Below are 13,550 nucleotides of genomic sequence, written 5' to 3' on the forward strand. Positions count from 1 at the left end.
CGCTGGACCAAGAGTTGGGAATCGCTTCGACTATCGAGAAGCGATTGTCGATCGCCTTTCGTTTTATGCACGCGAGGTCCAGCAGGCTGCTCAACGCATGCGGCCAAGAAAAAGGGGGAAGCCATTGACGCCTGCAAGCGCGCGCTGTCTCGCATTGCTGTCGACCTCTTCACTGGTCGTCTTCGCATTCCACACAGATCTCGCCTTGGCCGGCTGCGGCGCGACCAGCGCCGGCAACGACGTTGTCGTCTGCGATGCCGGTACCGCGCCTGATCCGACCGTGGCCCCCGTCGATCTCCAGGCCGGCGACGATACGCTCACCGTCAACAGCGGTACCTACAGCGGCGGCATCACCGGCGGGGCCGGCACCAAGACGGTGACGCTCGGCGGCGGAACGATCGCGAACTACACTAACACGGTCGGCACCAGCCTGATCACATTGCCGGGTGGCAGCACTGTCACGGTAACCGGTGGCGTTACCACCGGAGCGGGCGCCGACCTCTTCGAGATCAATGCCGGAACGGTCACTGGTGCCGTCAGTCAGGGTTCTGGCATCGACAGCTTCATCATGAATGGTGGCACGATCGGGTCGCTGGCTCAGGGCGACCAGCGCGACACGTTCCTGATGACCGGGGGTACCATCGTCGGCGCCTTCGAGGATGGCGACGTCGCGACGATGACCGGCGGCACGATCGGCCGTGTCGACATGAAGCTGGACAACAACATCTTCAACATGTCGGGCGGCCGGATCATCGGCAATCTGGTGACCGCCTTCGGCAACGACACGATCACGGTCTCGGGAGGGTCGATCGGCGGCAATATCAGCGTCAGCGGCGGCACCGACAGCGTTACCGTGACCGGCGGCTCGATTGGCGGCGAGATCCGCATGAGCACCGGCAACGATACCTTCCTCTGGCAGGGCGGCGGCGCGATCAGCGGTTTGATCGACATGGGCGATGGCGACGATACGGCGACGCTGCGCAATCTCGGCGACGCCCACGTCTCGGCGACGCAGACGATCACTGGTGGCGGCGGCGCCGACCTCCTGGTGCTGGCCGGGAGCGGGCCGTCGGCGATGAACGCCAGCCTTGTCACCGGCTTCGAGCGGCTGAACAAGATCGAGCCTGGCACCTGGACACTGAGCGGTTCGCTGACCGACTTCCAGACAGTCAATGTCCAGCAGGGCACGCTGCGTCTGACCGGCGACAATTCCGCTTTTGCGGGACAGACGATCGTCGATCCAGCCGGCATTCTCGAGGGGCCGGCTCCGGGCATTACGCCCGCCGTCACCAATAACGGCCTGGTCCGCTTCACCCAGCCGGATGTCGGCACCTATGCCGGCACCATCAGCGGCACTGGCGCGGTCGAGAAGACCGGAGCGGGCACCACGATCCTCACGGGCACCAATACCTATACGGGCGGCACCACCATCACTCAGGGCAGGTTGCAGCTCGGTGCTGGCGGCACCAGCGGCAGCATCGTCGGCAATGTCGTGGACAACGGCACGCTCGCCTTCAACCGCTCTGATCTGGTGACCTTCGCCGGCACGATCTCCGGGGCTGGTGCAGTCACGCAGGACGGTTCCGGCACGACGGTGCTGACCAGCGTCAATACCTATACCGGCGCAACGAGCGTCACCGCGGGCACGCTAGCCATCGGCGATACGGCCAATCGCGGTGCGGCGCTGGCGGGTGGCGGCCCAGTCGCGGTCGCTGCCGGTGCGACCTTTGGCGGCTATGGCCGCGTCGCCGGCTCGGTGACGAACAATGGCACCATCGCGGTGGCTGACGCGGTCGCGGCCTTTGCGGGCGCTGGCAAGGGCAACTTCACGATCGCGGGCACTCTGACCAATGCCGGCCTTGCGAAGGTTGGCGGTGCCGGCATCGGCAATAGGCTGACCGTCTCCAGCTATGTCGGTCAGGGCGGTACCGTCGCGCTCAACACCTATCTTGGGGGCGACGGCTCGCCTTCGGATCTGCTGGTCATCAATGGCGGTACGGCGAGCGGAACCTCACGGCTCGCGATCAGCAATGTCGGCGGCCCCGGCGGCGCGACCATCGGTGACGGCATTCTGGTGGTCGAAGCGACCAATGGCGGGACGACAAGCGCGACCGCCTTCTCACTGGCAGGACCGGTCGCGGCCGGCGCCTACGAGTACGTCCTGTTCCATGGCAGCACGACCGGCGGATCGAGCGAGAACTGGTATCTGCGCAACACAGTGGTTGCCGAGACGGGAGGCTCGGACACGGAAGCGGCGCCCGGCTCGCCGGCCTTGCCCGATGTGCCCGCGGGCTCGGACCCCATTCCACTGTATCGGCCGGAGGTCGCCGCCTATGCCGCCGTTCCGGCGATGGCACGGCGCCTCGGCGTCGCGACGCTCGGCACCTTTCATCAGCGGCGCGGCGAGCAGGGCTTGCTGAACGCGCAAGGCAGTTTCGCTGCGGGTTGGGGGCGTGTCTTCGGTGAGCGGATGGAACAGCGCTGGTCTGGGGCGGTCGACCCGGAATTCGACGGTCGCATCTGGGGGCTCCAGACCGGCCTCGATATCTACGGGATCGATCGTCCGAGCGGTCATCGCGACCGGTTCGGCCTGTTCTTCGGCTATGGCCGCGCCGAGGGCGACATTCGCGGCTTTGCCATCGGCCAACAGCGCAGCCCGACCGGCAAGCTCAACCTCGATGCGAAGAGCCTCGGCGCCTACTGGACGCATCTGGGCCCGACGGGCTGGTATGTCGACGCCGTGGTGATGCACAGCTGGCATGATGGTGATGCGCGCTCCAGCCGCGGTGTGCGCGGCGATATCGGGGGCACGTCGGTGACGGCCTCGCTGGAAGGGGGCTACCCGATCGCGCTCGGAGCAGGGTTCACCCTCGAACCGCAGGCGCAACTGATCTGGCAGCATTTGTCGCTCGATCGGACGCAGGATCGCTTCTCGGCGGTCTCGTTCGACAATGGCGACAGCCTGACCGGCCGGGTCGGCGCTCGCCTGCAGACGAACGTCCTATGGGGTTCCGCCGAGCTCCAGCCGTATCTGACGGCGAACCTCTGGCACAATTTCAGCCGCACCGACAAAATCCTGTTCGATGCGACCGACGTGATCCCGACGCGGTTCAAGGGAAGCTCGCTGGAAGTCGGCGGCGGCGTGGTCGCCAAGCTCTCCGCCAATGTCAGCCTCTATGCGACGGGCGGCTATGTGACCGCACTCGGCGACGACAAGGGCCACAGCGTGCGCGGCAATCTCGGACTGCGCGTCACCTGGTGAGGTGCGCTGCACGTGATGCCGCGGCGTGGACCTGTCAGCTGCGCGCGCCTTTCGGCAGCAGGAAGGTGAGCAGGCCGAAGGCCGGCAGCCAGGCGCAGAGCGCGAAGACCTGGACGATGCCGATCTTGTCGGCCAGCGCACCAAGTGCAGCGGCCGCCAGGCCGCCGAGGCCGAAGGCGAGGCCGTAGAACAGCCCGCCGACCAGGCCGACGCGGTGCGGTACCAGGTCGATCGCGTAGATCAGGATCGCCGAGAAGGCGCTCGCCATGATGAAGCTGATGACGACGCTGAGGACCACGGTCCAGACGAGATCGGCATAGGGCAAAGCGAGCGCGAAGGGCAGGCAGCCCAGGATCGACAGCCAGATCACGCGGTGGCGCCCGATGCGGTCGCCGATCATGCCGCCGATGATCACGCCGACCGCACCGACGACGAGGTAAAGGAAGAGCAGGATCTGCGAGAGCTGCAGCGGCACCTGGAAGCGCTCGATCAGGTAGAAGGTGTAATAGGAGGTGAAAGAGGCCGTATAGGCGTTCTTCGAGAACAGGATGACGATCAGCACCGCCATGGCGAGCAGCACGCGGCCGCGCGGCATGCCATGCGAGGCGACGTCGTCTGCATGGGCTTTCGAAGCGACCTGCTCGCGGCGGAAAGCGGTGTAGCGCGAGCCGATCCAGGCCATCAGCAGCATGGCGACGAGCACGATGCCGGAGAACCAGGACAGGCTCTGCTGGCCGTTGGGCACGACGACGGCAGCGGCGAGCAGCGGGCCGGTCGCATAGCCGACATGGCCGCCGACCTGGAACACGCCCTGCGCCAGTCCCTGCCGTCCGGCAGCGGCATGGCGGGCCATGCGGGTCGCCTCGGGATGGAAGACGGCCGAGCCGGTGCCGACCAGCGCCGCGGCGATCAGCACCATGCCGTAGCTGTGGGCGAAGGCGAGCGAGAGCAGCCCGGCCAGCGTCGCGCCCATGCCGGCGACCATCGCATAGGGCCAGGGCTTCTTGTCGGTGACATAGCCGAGGAGCGGCTGCAGCAGCGAAGACGTGACCTGGAAGGCCAGGGTGATCAGGCCGATCTGCACGAAGTCGAGCTGATAGGTCTCCTTGATCAGCGGATAGACCGCCGGGATCATCGACTGGATCAGGTCATTGAGCAGATGGGCGACGCTGAGCGCCGCCAGGACCGGCATCAGCGGGCGGGCGGCGGTCGGCAAGGGGAGCGTGGTCATGGCGCACGCTTGCGCCTGCACGCGGGCGCGGTCAATCGCCGCACGACGCACAGGTTGCATGGCCGCTATCACACGCACGCGCGCCGAAGGTGCGTCAGGGCGATGCCAGCAGCTTCGCCGCCAGCGCTTCGCCGGCTGCGAGGATATGGGCTTCGAGCGCCTGGGCAGCGGGGTCGATCCGCCCTGCCGTCAGTTCGGCGAGGATGTGCCTGTGCTCGGCTTCCGAGCGTGGCTGCCAGTCGAGGCCCTGCCAGGTCGCGAACAGGAAGCGTGCGCTCGTCCGTTGCAGGTCCTCGATCGTCGCCAGCAGGCGCGGCAGGCCGCAAGGCGCGGTGATGGCGTGATGGAAGCGCCGATTGGCCGCCTCCCAGATCAGGGCCGCATCGCTGGCCTCTGCTTCGGCGATGGCCGCTGCGGCCGCCCCCAGATCGGCTGCGGCGAGCTTCGGGAAGCCGCGGCGTAGCGCGAGAGCCTCGAGTGCGGCGCGCATCGCCGTCACCTCGAGCACCAGCTCAGGCTCCAGCGGAGCGACACGCACGCCGCGCCGCGGTTCGCTGACGAGCAGGCCCTGTGCCTCCAGCGTGCGGAAGGCCTCGCGCACCGGCACATGGCTGGCGCCGAATTCGGCTGCGACATGGTCCTGTCGCACGGCAACTCCCGGCGCCAGCGCCCCGGTGAGAATGCGCTGCGCCAGGCTTCTGGCGATGCGGCTGGTCAGTGAGGCGCCTGCCTCGCTTTCGTCTTGAAAGCTCATGGCTCACATGCTTTCATAGATAATATATGAAATGAGATTTCACGATGACACGCTCTCGTCCAGCCCGCCTGCGCCATATCGCCGGAATCGGCGTCGACCGCATGGGATCAATCGCCGACGCCTCGGGCAAGGATTTCCTGCGGCTGGAGAATCTCGACACCGACATCCTTCCCGATCCCGCGGCGATCGCGCGCACGGTCAGGGCCGCCAGCGAGGATGCCGACAATAGTTATCTGCCCTTCGTCGGCCAGGCGCGTCTGCGCGAGGTTGCCGCGAACCATGTCTCGACCATCTCTGGGGTAAGCTACAGCGGTGAGCGCAACTGCGTGATTTCCGCCGGCGGCCTGTCCGGAATCCTCAACGTGCTGCTGGCGACGATCGAGGTCGGCGACGAGGTGATCGTCACCGATCCGACCTATGCCGGGCTGATCAACCGCATCAGGCTTGCTGGCGGCGTGCCGCGCTTCACGCCCTTTGTCTTTGAGCCGGGCGGCGAATGGCGTCTCGACCGCGAGGCGCTGCGTGCCAGCATCGGGCCGAAGACCACGGCGATGCTGCTGATGTCGCCCTCGATGCCCTCAGGCGGCTGCCTGGATGCCGGCGACTGGGCGCTCGTCGCCGAGCTCTGCATCGCGCACGACCTGCTGCTGATCGTCGACACCGCGATGGAACGGCTGGTCTTCGACGACCGGCCGGTGCTGCATCCCGCCGGGTTGCCGGGCATGGCGGAACGGACGATCACGGTCGGCTCATCGGCCAAGGAGTTGCGGATGATCGGCTGGCGCGTCGGCTGGGTCGTCGCTCCGGACGCCTTCATGCCCGATCTCGTTGCCGTGTCGCTCGCCAATGTTGTCGTGCCGGTCGGCATCGGGCAGGACGCGGTCGCGACTGCGCTCGAGACTTCCGCGACGACGCTCGCGGGTTATGTCGGCGAGTTGCAGGCACGGCGCGATTGTGTGCTCGAGGAGCTGCGTGGCCTGCCGGTTGGCGTCCCCGGCGGCGGCTGGTCGCTGCTGCTGAGGGTATCGGAGTTCGGGCTCGACGGCGCGGCGATGTCGGAGCGGCTGCTGGAGCAGGGCGTCTGCGCCACCGCCATGGCCGGCTGGGGCGAGACGCATGGCGCGCAATATATCCGCTTCGTCTATGCCAACGAACCGGTCGAACGCCTGCGCGGTCTTGGTGATCGCGTTCGCGCGACGCTCGGCCTGTAGCAGCTCGCTCTATCGGCGAGGTCGGCTGCCTGTTCAGGCGACGGCGACGCCGAAGCGGCGGCGGTAGTCGGCCGGGGCGAGCCCGGTGATGCGCTGGAACAGCTTGCGGAAGGCCGAGGCGTCCTCGTAGCCGACATCCCAGGCGATCTGCGCGACAGGGCGGCGGCTCAGTTCCAGCGCTTCGCGCGCCTTGGCGATGCGGATCTGCTGGGCGTATTCGGTCGGGCGCAGGCCGGTCGCCTTGCGAAAGCGGCGCAGGAAGGTGCGATCCTCCAGCCCAGCCCGCTTCGCCAGCGCCGGCACGTCGTGATCCCTGGCCCCGCTCGCCTGCAGCCAGTGCTGTACTTTGAGGATCGCCGCATCGCCATGGTCGAGCCGCGGCACGAAATGGCCATAGGGCTGCTGGCTGCGCCCGGGCGGGTCGATCAGCAGGAAGCGGGCCGTCTCCAGCATCGTACTCGGGCCGAGCAGACGCTCGACCAGCGTCAGGCCGAGATCGGTCCAGGCCAGGATGCCGCCGGCGGTGATGATGTCGCCATCGTCGATCACCATGCGGTCAGTATCGACCCGCGCGGCCGGAAAGCGCGCCGCCAGTTCCTTGGCGAAGGCCCAATGCGTCGTTGCCTCGCGGCCCTCGAGCAGCCCGGCCTCGCCGAGCAGGAAGGCGCCGGCGCAGACCGAGCACAGCGTCGTGCCCTCGCCATGGCGCTCGGCCAGCCAGGTGGAGAAACCGCTCATCGGCTGCATCTTCGCCGGCATGATCAGGCTCGGCGGCGCAATCAGATGGCTCGGATCGTGCGCAGGGCCGGGATGGCTGTCGAAGACGCATTCCACGCCGGCGCTGTCTGCGGCTTGGCGCCAATGGCTGACGCGGATCGCGGGCGCCTGCGGGCCGCCGCGCTCCCGGCTCATCTCGCCGGCGATCCGGAACAGATCGGTCAGGCCGTAGACGGCCGCGAGCTGCACATCCGGATAGAGCAGGAGCCCGATCTCTGCGACAATCTGCTTTCCTGTCGTCATGCTGTCAGTTTTGACCCGCTGATTGTCGGTTCCGCCAAGCGGCACCATGCAACGCTCCGCCTATAACCGTCCACATCGAAGGGCGACGATCCTGCCGCCCGGAAGCCGAAGGAAGCGACAGATGAGCACGATCACCACCAAGGACGGCACCGAGATCTTCTACAAGGACTGGGGGTCGAAGGACGCGCAGCCGATCGTCTTCCACCATGGCTGGCCGCTCAGCGCCGACGATTGGGACAACCAGATGCTGTTCTTCCTGCATCAGGGTTTCCGGGTGATTGCGCATGATCGCCGTGGCCATGGTCGCTCGAGCCAGACCGCGACCGGCAACGAGATGGACACCTACGCCGCTGATGTCGCCGAGCTCGTCGCCCATCTGAACCTGCGCAACGCCGTCCATATCGGCCATTCCACCGGCGGCGGCGAGGTCGCCCACTACGTCGCCCGCGCCGAACCCGGCCGCGTCGCCAAGGCAGTGCTGATCGGCGCGGTGCCGCCGATCATGGTCAAGTCCGACAAGAATCCGGGTGGCCTGCCGATCGAGGTCTTCGACGGCTTCCGTGCTGCGCTCGTTGCCAACCGCGCCCAGTTCTACATCGATGTCCCCGCCGGCCCGTTCTACGGCTTCAACCGCGAGGGCGCCAAGGTCTCGCAGGGCATCATCGACAATTGGTGGCGGCAGGGCATGATGGGCGGCACCAAAGCGCACTACGACTGCATCAAGGCCTTCTCGGAGACCGACTTCACCGAAGATCTCAAGGCGATCGAGGTGCCGGTGCTGGTGATGCATGGCGACGACGACCAGATCGTCCCCTATGCCGACTCCGCCCCGCTCGCGGTCAAGCTGCTCAAGAACGGCACGCTGAAGACCTATGCCGGCCTGCCGCACGGCATGTGCACCACCCATCCCGACGTGATCAACGCCGACCTGCTCGCTTTCATCAAGGGCTGAGGCGAGGTGGAGGCCGAGCCATTGGCCTCCACGCGTTCAGATAAGATTGCCGGCAGGGCCGCTACATTGGCCCTGCCGGCATTTTTTTGCGGGCTGCACCGGCCTCTCGCGGCGAATGGGCTGGCGACGGGGCGACGCAGCGCTTAACGGGTTTCCGGTCGTCACGCTGAAACTCGTTCCCATGACCTCCCGCACTGCCACCGCAACCGGCGCTATCGCGATCCTGCTCTGGTCGACGCTGGCGCTGTTCACCGCCATGTCCGGGCGGGTGCCGCCCTTCCAGCTCGTCGGCATGACCTTCGTCATCGGCGGCGTGCTGGTGCTGGCGATCGCGGCGATGCGGGGGCGGCTGCATCTGGCGCGGCCGACGCCGGCCTCCTTCCTGCTCGGGCTCTACGGGCCGTTCGGCGACACTGCGCTCTATTATGCCGCGGTGAAGACGGCGCCGGCGGCCGAGGCCAACCTGATCCATTATCTCTGGCCGCTGCTGATCGTGCTGTTCGCGGCGCTGCTGCCGGGCGGAGGGCTCAAAGCTCGCCATCTGGCCGGAGCACTGATCGGCCTCGTTGCGACGGCGATGCTGATCTCCGGCAGCCTCGGCTCGGGCGGCGCGGGCATCCAGCTTGGCCATGTGCTGGCGGCGCTCGGCGCCTTCGTCTGGGCGAGCTATTCGGTGCTGTCGCGGCGCTTCGCCGGGGTGCCGTCGGAGAGCCTCGCCATCACCATGCTGGGCTGCGCCATCCCGGCCTTCGCCTGCCATTTCGCCTTCGAGACGACCTTGTGGGCACCTAGCGCTGTCGAATGGGGCGGCGTGCTCGGCCTCGGCCTCGGCTCGATCGGGCTCGCCTTCATCTGCTGGGACATCGGCATGAAAAAGGGCGACGTCGCCTTTCTCGGCGTCGCATCCTATGCCGCGCCGGTGCTCTCGACCGTGATCCTGGTCATCGCTGGCTATGCGCCGGCGAGCTGGCTGCTCGCCGTGTCTTGCGTGCTGATCGTCGTCGGCGCGCTGGTCGCGAGCTTCGGTCCGGCAGGACGGAGCGCTGCGCCGAAGGCGGCCGGCAGCTAGGATCAGATGTCGAGAATTCGCGTCTCGTAGGCGTAAGCCGTGCGGAAGCCGAGCCGCTTGTACATCTCGAAGGCGAGGCCGTTGCTCTGGTCGACCTGGAGATAGGCGAGGCTGCAGCCCTGCGCCGCGGCCCAGCCCATCAGGCCGAGCATCAGCTGCTTGCCGAGGCCTTTGCCGCGCAAGGATTCGTCGACGATTACTGCGCCGATCTCGGCCATGCCGCGCTCGGCGACGCTCATCGCATAGGCCGCCGGGCGTCCCTCATGCAGCAGCGTCGCGAAAGCGGCGGGCAGGCGCACGCCGGTGACGATCGCCGCGAGATGATCGCGGTTGCGCTTGGTGCCGGTCTGGTGGCTGCAGACGCCGTCGATCCAGGCGTCGTCCGCCTGCGCGGTGGTGATCATGCCGGGGACGGGCGGATGCAAATCTGGATCGAGCTCGGCGACCATGCCGAAGGAGGCGGTCTCGACCCGGTACCCGCGCGCGGCGAAGCGCTTGCGGGCGCCCTCGGCGACCAGCGGGGTGAAGCGGATGCGCGGCGGCAGGCCAGCCTGGCGATAGAGGCCCTCGACGAAGGCCAGCGTCGCCTCGTCCATGTCGCCACCCTCGCGCAGGGACGAGGCCGAGTTGGCGCGGCCGGAATAGCCATTGGCGAAGCGGACCACCCATTGGTCGACGATGAGGGTGGTCGGCGCCGGCCAGGCGTTGACGATGCGGGTCTCACAAGCGCCGACCAGCGCCAAGTCAATCGCAAGGATGTCGGTGACGGGCTTGTCCATGCTCAGCCTCCGGCCGAACGCGGCGTCGGCCGCCAGTCGGGCGGGGCCATCTCGAAGCCGGAAAAGGCGAAGCCCGGCGCGACCGTGCAGCCGACCAGAGTCCAGGCGCCGAGCGAGGTCGCGCTCTGCCAGTGCCCGGCCGGCACGACGATCTGCGGGCGCTGGCCGGCGGAAAGGTCCTTGCCGAGATGGTGGGCCGAGGCGTCATGGCCGTTCGGCGAGAGCGTGATCACCAGCGGCGCGCCGGCGTAGTGGTGCCAGATCTCGGCGGCATCGACGCGATGCCATTCCGAGGTCTCGCCGACATCGAGCAGATAGTAGATCGCGGTCGAGAAGCCGCGCCCCTCCGGACCGGCGGGATCGCGGAAAGTCTCGCGATAATGCCCGCCCTCGGGATGGGGCTTCAGCTCCAGCAGGCGGATGACCTCGGCGGCGCTGAGGCCGCTCGGCGTGTTCATCGCGATTCAGAACCTGTTCTTGGCCTCGCGCAGCGCGGCGAAGACCTCGCCGGCCGGCTTGCCGACGATGCCGAGCGTCGCGGCGAGCGCGGGCTCCTCGGAGCGGAAAAAGGGGTTGGTCGCCTTCTCCTCGCCGACCGTGGTCACCGCCCAGAAGCGACCTTCAGCCTTGCCCGCCTCGGCTTCGCCGAGGCGGGCGGCGACGGCGGCGTTGCTCGGGTCCATGGCCGCGGCGAAGCGAGCGTTCGAGAGCGTGTAGTCGTGGCCAGTGATCAGCGTGGTCGCGTCCGGCAGCGCCATGATGCGCGACAGCGATGTCCACATCGCCTCCATCCGGCCGGGCATGACGCGGCCGCAGCCCATGACGAAGACGACGTCGCCGACCAGCGCGAGTTTCGCTTCTCGGCCGATGAGGCTGACATGGCCCTCGGCATGGCCGGGCGTCGCCCAGGTCTCGAAGTCGTAGCCGCCGACCGAGACGTGGTCGCCTTCAGCGAGGACGACGTCGACCGGGGCGCCGGCGCGTGCGGCCTCCGGCGCGAACACCTTGGCGCCGGTCGCCTGCTTCAGCGCGGCGATGCCCTGGACATGGTCGGCATGCTCATGCGTCACCAGCACCTGGCTGATCGTCCAGCCCTTGGCCTTGGCTGCGGCGAGGACCTCGTTCGCATCGGGAACGTCGACGGTGGCGCAGGCGCCGGTGGCGGGGTCGCGCAGCAGCGCGCCGGCATTGTCGCTGAGCGTGCGGAAGACATGGATGTCGAGCGGCATGACGAAACTCCGGCAGTCGGCAGTCGAGACGCCTGCTTGAAGCAAGCCGGCGTCGGTAGCAAGACACCTGGCTTCGCCTTGCGGCTTGCCCTTGCGCTCGCGCCGGCGCTGCGCCATCTCCGTCAGCATGGCCTTGGACGTCGTCGACCTGCGCAGCTTCTATGCCAGCCCGCTCGGGCATGTGGCGCGCCGGGTCGTCGGTAAGGTGATGTTGAAGTTCTGGCCTGATTGCCGGCGCCAGCGCCTGCTGGGCCTAGGCTTCGCGACGCCTTATCTGCCGCTGATCGGCGGCGAGGCGGAACGCGTCATCGCCTTCATGCCGGCAGCACAGGGCGTGGTGAACTGGCCCTTGCCGGGTCTCTCGGCTTCCGCTCTGGTCGAGCCGACCCTGCTGCCATTGCCGACAGCCTCGATCGACCGCGTGCTGATGGTGCACGCGCTGGAAGAGGCCGAAAGTCCGGAAGACCTGCTCGAGGAGATCTCGCGGGTGCTGAGCCCCGGCGGGCGCCTGATCGTCGTGGTGCCGAACCGGCGTGGCCTGTGGGCGCGGATGGATACGACGCCCTTCGGCCATGGCAGGCCGTTCAGCCGCTCGCAGATCGAGGCGCTGATGCGCCGGGCCATGTTCTCGCCCGAGCATTGGGCCGAGGCGCTCTATGTGCCGCCATTGCGCCGGCGCCTGTTCATGCGCTCTGCCATGGCCTGGGAGAAGGTCGGCGCCGGGTTGTCGCTGCCCTTCGCCGGCGTCTACGTCATCGACGCAACCAAGCAGTTCTACCGGCGCGCGCCCCTGCGGGCGACACGGCGCAGCTTCGCCTTCCGGCCGGTCCTGCTGCCGCAGGGCCACCCTTCAAGCCGATTACCGCGGCAGGACGAAGCGAAGATGCCGGCGGGTTGACAATTTCACCGGGGCGCGGCCAAGGTCCGCCGCCTTTTTTGACCGTTCCGTCACCGCGGCCTCGGGCCGGCGTGTTTTTCCCCTGGGAAGCGGGACCTGATCTGGATGTCGATGCGAAGCTATCTCGATTTCGAAAAGCCGGTTGCCGAATTGGAGGCGAAGGCGGATGAACTGCGCGCGCTCGACGGCAAGGGCGACGGCTACTCGCTCGCCGAGGAGATCGGCAAGCTCGAGGCCAAGGCCTCGCAGGCGCTGAAGGATCTCTACGGCGCCCTTACGCCCTGGCAGAAGACGCTGGTGGCACGTCATCCGCAGCGCCCGCATTTCCTCGATTATTGCTCGGCCCTGATCGACGAGTTCACTCCGCTCGCGGGTGATCGCGCCTTCGGCGAGGACGAGGCGATCGTCGGCGGCTTCGGCCGTTTCCGCGGCGAGCCGGTCTGCGTGATGGGCCAGGAGAAGGGTAACTCGACCGAGACCCGCATCCGGCACAATTTCGGCATGCCGAAGCCGGAGGGCTATCGCAAGGCGGTGCGCCTGATGGAACTGGCCGATCGCTTCGGTCTGCCGGTGCTGAGCTTCATCGACACCGCCGGCGCTTATCCCGGCATCGAGGCCGAGGAGCGCGGCCAGGCCGAGGCGATCGCGCGCTCGACCGAGACCTGCCTCGCCCTGCGCACGCCGAGCGTCGCGCTGGTGATTGGTGAGGGCGGTTCCGGCGGGGCCATCGCGATCGCCGCCGCCAGCAAGGTGCTGATGCTGGAGCACGCGATCTATTCGGTGATCTCGCCGGAAGGCGCGGCCTCGATCCTCTGGCGCGACACGACCCGGGCCCAGGATGCCGCGACCGGCATGAAGATCACTGCGCAGGATCTGCTGCGCTTCGGCGTGATCGACAGGATCGTCACCGAGCCGACCGGCGGCGCCCATCGCGATCCCCAGGCCGCGATCGAACGGGCCGGTGCGGCGATCGAGGCGGCGCTCTTGGACCTTGCCGGCCTCAGCGGCGACGAGATCATCGACCGGCGGGCGCAGAAGTATCTGGCGATCGGCCGGACGCTGTAGCCGGGTTCAAGTGTACGAAGCCGCGCAGATGGCTTGGCAGGGGCTTTACCGCAGCTTCACCATATGGCCATCTGCGGAGC

The 13,550-nt window shown here is 67.7% G+C and carries 12 protein-coding genes; 6 read left to right on the top strand and 6 right to left on the bottom strand.

Going from position 1 to position 13,550, the window contains the following annotated elements:
• Positions 1 to 124 precede the first annotated feature (124 nt).
• Complete coding sequence (locus ACWIGM_RS23550) at positions 125 to 3,262, top strand: autotransporter family protein (protein ID WP_454028397.1); 3,138 nt, start codon at positions 125 to 127, stop codon at positions 3,260 to 3,262.
• Between the two features lie 34 nt (positions 3,263 to 3,296).
• On the opposite strand, the gene ACWIGM_RS23555 is transcribed toward ACWIGM_RS23550, so the two are convergent.
• Together ACWIGM_RS23555 and ACWIGM_RS23560 are read right to left on the bottom strand one after the other, a co-directional pair.
• On the bottom strand, positions 3,297 to 4,493 hold the full coding sequence (locus ACWIGM_RS23555; protein WP_454028398.1) for an MFS transporter: 1,197 nt from the start codon (positions 4,491 to 4,493) through the stop codon (positions 3,297 to 3,299).
• A 94-nt stretch (positions 4,494 to 4,587) separates the two neighbouring features.
• Positions 4,588 to 5,247, bottom strand: a complete 660-nt coding sequence (locus ACWIGM_RS23560) for a GntR family transcriptional regulator (protein WP_454028399.1) — start codon at positions 5,245 to 5,247, stop codon at positions 4,588 to 4,590.
• 44 nt (positions 5,248 to 5,291) lie between these two features.
• Between ACWIGM_RS23560 and ACWIGM_RS23565 the strand changes: the two genes are divergently transcribed.
• Positions 5,292 to 6,458 (top strand): pyridoxal phosphate-dependent aminotransferase, encoded by a 1,167-nt coding sequence (locus ACWIGM_RS23565; RefSeq protein ID WP_454028400.1) that lies wholly within the window; start codon positions 5,292 to 5,294, stop codon positions 6,456 to 6,458.
• A gap of 33 nt (positions 6,459 to 6,491) precedes the next feature.
• Here the strand turns inward: ACWIGM_RS23565 and ACWIGM_RS23570 are convergent, their stop codons facing one another.
• Entirely contained in the window at positions 6,492 to 7,478 is a 987-nt protein-coding gene (locus ACWIGM_RS23570) for a GlxA family transcriptional regulator (RefSeq protein ID WP_454028401.1), read from the bottom strand.
• Between the two features lie 121 nt (positions 7,479 to 7,599).
• Here ACWIGM_RS23570 and ACWIGM_RS23575 point away from each other — a divergent pair, with 121 nt between their 5' ends.
• Together ACWIGM_RS23575 and yddG are read left to right on the top strand one after the other, a co-directional pair.
• Positions 7,600 to 8,430, top strand: coding sequence for an alpha/beta fold hydrolase (locus ACWIGM_RS23575; RefSeq protein ID WP_454028402.1), 831 nt, complete (start codon positions 7,600 to 7,602; stop codon positions 8,428 to 8,430).
• 181 nt (positions 8,431 to 8,611) lie between these two features.
• Positions 8,612 to 9,499, top strand: a complete 888-nt coding sequence (yddG, locus tag ACWIGM_RS23580) for an aromatic amino acid exporter YddG (protein WP_454028403.1) — start codon at positions 8,612 to 8,614, stop codon at positions 9,497 to 9,499.
• 2 nt (positions 9,500 to 9,501) lie between these two features.
• On the opposite strand, the gene ACWIGM_RS23585 is transcribed toward yddG, so the two are convergent.
• From ACWIGM_RS23585 to gloB, 3 genes are read right to left on the bottom strand one after another with little or no spacing between them, the layout of a single operon-like run.
• The gene (locus tag ACWIGM_RS23585; RefSeq protein ID WP_454028404.1) at positions 9,502 to 10,278 is read right to left on the bottom strand and encodes a GNAT family N-acetyltransferase; all 777 of its coding nucleotides are present in this window, start codon (positions 10,276 to 10,278) and stop codon (positions 9,502 to 9,504) included.
• Between the two features lie 2 nt (positions 10,279 to 10,280).
• Positions 10,281 to 10,736, bottom strand: coding sequence for a cupin domain-containing protein (locus tag ACWIGM_RS23590; RefSeq protein WP_454028405.1), 456 nt, complete (start codon positions 10,734 to 10,736; stop codon positions 10,281 to 10,283).
• Between the two features lie 6 nt (positions 10,737 to 10,742).
• The gene (gloB, locus tag ACWIGM_RS23595) at positions 10,743 to 11,507 is read right to left on the bottom strand and encodes a hydroxyacylglutathione hydrolase (protein ID WP_454028754.1); all 765 of its coding nucleotides are present in this window, start codon (positions 11,505 to 11,507) and stop codon (positions 10,743 to 10,745) included.
• Between the two features lie 127 nt (positions 11,508 to 11,634).
• Here gloB and ACWIGM_RS23600 point away from each other — a divergent pair, with 127 nt between their 5' ends.
• Positions 11,635 to 12,405, top strand: coding sequence for a class I SAM-dependent methyltransferase (locus ACWIGM_RS23600; RefSeq protein ID WP_454028406.1), 771 nt, complete (start codon positions 11,635 to 11,637; stop codon positions 12,403 to 12,405).
• Between the two features lie 111 nt (positions 12,406 to 12,516).
• On the top strand, positions 12,517 to 13,470 hold the full coding sequence (locus ACWIGM_RS23605; protein WP_454028755.1) for an acetyl-CoA carboxylase carboxyltransferase subunit alpha: 954 nt from the start codon (positions 12,517 to 12,519) through the stop codon (positions 13,468 to 13,470).
• Positions 13,471 to 13,550 lie beyond the last annotated feature (80 nt).

Source organism: Allobosea sp. NPDC055332 (assembly GCF_053645455.1).